This window comes from Thermus sp. (assembly GCF_056332225.1).
In genome coordinates this window covers 1-1,100 of the sequence record NZ_JBWGQW010000127.1, presented here as the reverse complement: position 1 = coordinate 1,100, position 1,100 = coordinate 1, and the positions used below count along the sequence as shown (strand labels likewise).

General features: G+C 71.0%; 1 protein-coding gene. It reads right to left on the bottom strand.

Features of this window, described 5'->3' with window-relative positions:
- A partial coding sequence (locus tag AC01Y6_RS10450) for an IS110 family transposase (protein ID WP_476671458.1) occupies nucleotides 1–946 on the bottom strand: 946 nt, incomplete at its 3' end.
- Nucleotides 947–1,100 lie beyond the last annotated feature (154 nt).

Here is a 1,100-nt window from a genome sequence, read left to right as displayed (position 1 = left end):
CCCCCTGGACCAACCGGCCAGCGTAGTACTCCCTGAGCCTTCCCATCATCCGCCTGAGGAGCTTGTGGGCCACGGCCACCAAGGCCTGCTTCTTCGTTTTTCCCCGCGAGAGCAGGCGGTGGTAGAAGGCCCGCATCTCCGGGTCATGGCGCACCGCCACCAGGGCCCCCATGTAGAGCTTCCGCCGCAAGAGGGGAGGCCCCTTCTTGGAGAGGCGGCTCCTCTCCACGCTCTTCCCCGACTCCTCCCGCTCGGGGATGAGCCCCGCGTAGGAGGCCGCCCTCTTCGCCCGGCCCCAAAGCTCCGGGGGCAGGAGGGCCAGCACCGCCGCCGCCACCTGGGGCCCCACCCCGGGCAGGCCCATCAGCACCTCCGCCTCGGGGAGGGCGGCGAGGAGGGCCTGGATCCTGGCCTCCACCTCCCCAAGGAGCCCCTTCACGCAGGCCAGCTCCCTCTGGAGGAGGGCGAGGACCTCCCTGCTCCCCGCCCATTCCGCCGCCTCCATCTGGTTGAGGATGGCCCGCTCCCGCCCGGCCAGATCCTCCCGGTAGCCCACCAGGGCCTTGAGCTCCTGGAGGGCTTCTGGGGGGAGGGTGTAGGCCCGGAGGCTTTCCCGGTAGACCCAGGCGTAGTGGGCGAGGAGGAGGGCGTCTATGCGGTCGGTCTTGTGGCGCTCCCCCGCGGCCCTGCGGAAGGCGGCCAGGTGGTAGGGGTTGACCAGGGCCACCTGGAGGCCCTTTTCCGCCAGGAGCTTGAGGAGGGGGAGGTGGTAGGCGCTGGTGGGCTCCAGGGCCACCCAGGCGGGGCGGTGGTGGGCGAGGGCGGCGAGGAGGGCTTGGCGGCCTTCGGGGGTGTTGGGGAAGCGGAGGCGGATGGGCTTGGCGGTGCCAAAGACCAGGGCCAGGTCCAGGTGGGGCTTGCTGACGTCAATACCTGCGAAGGGCATGGTCTTTCTCCCTTGGGTAGACTGAGGGAGGTGGCCACCCGACCCCGTGAGCCTTCCATGTGGATGCGGTCTTGGACGACCGGGATACTGTGCGGCGGGGAGGCCGGGGCGGGTGGCTACCCATCAGCCCCGCGGGCGTGGTGGCCCGGCGAGT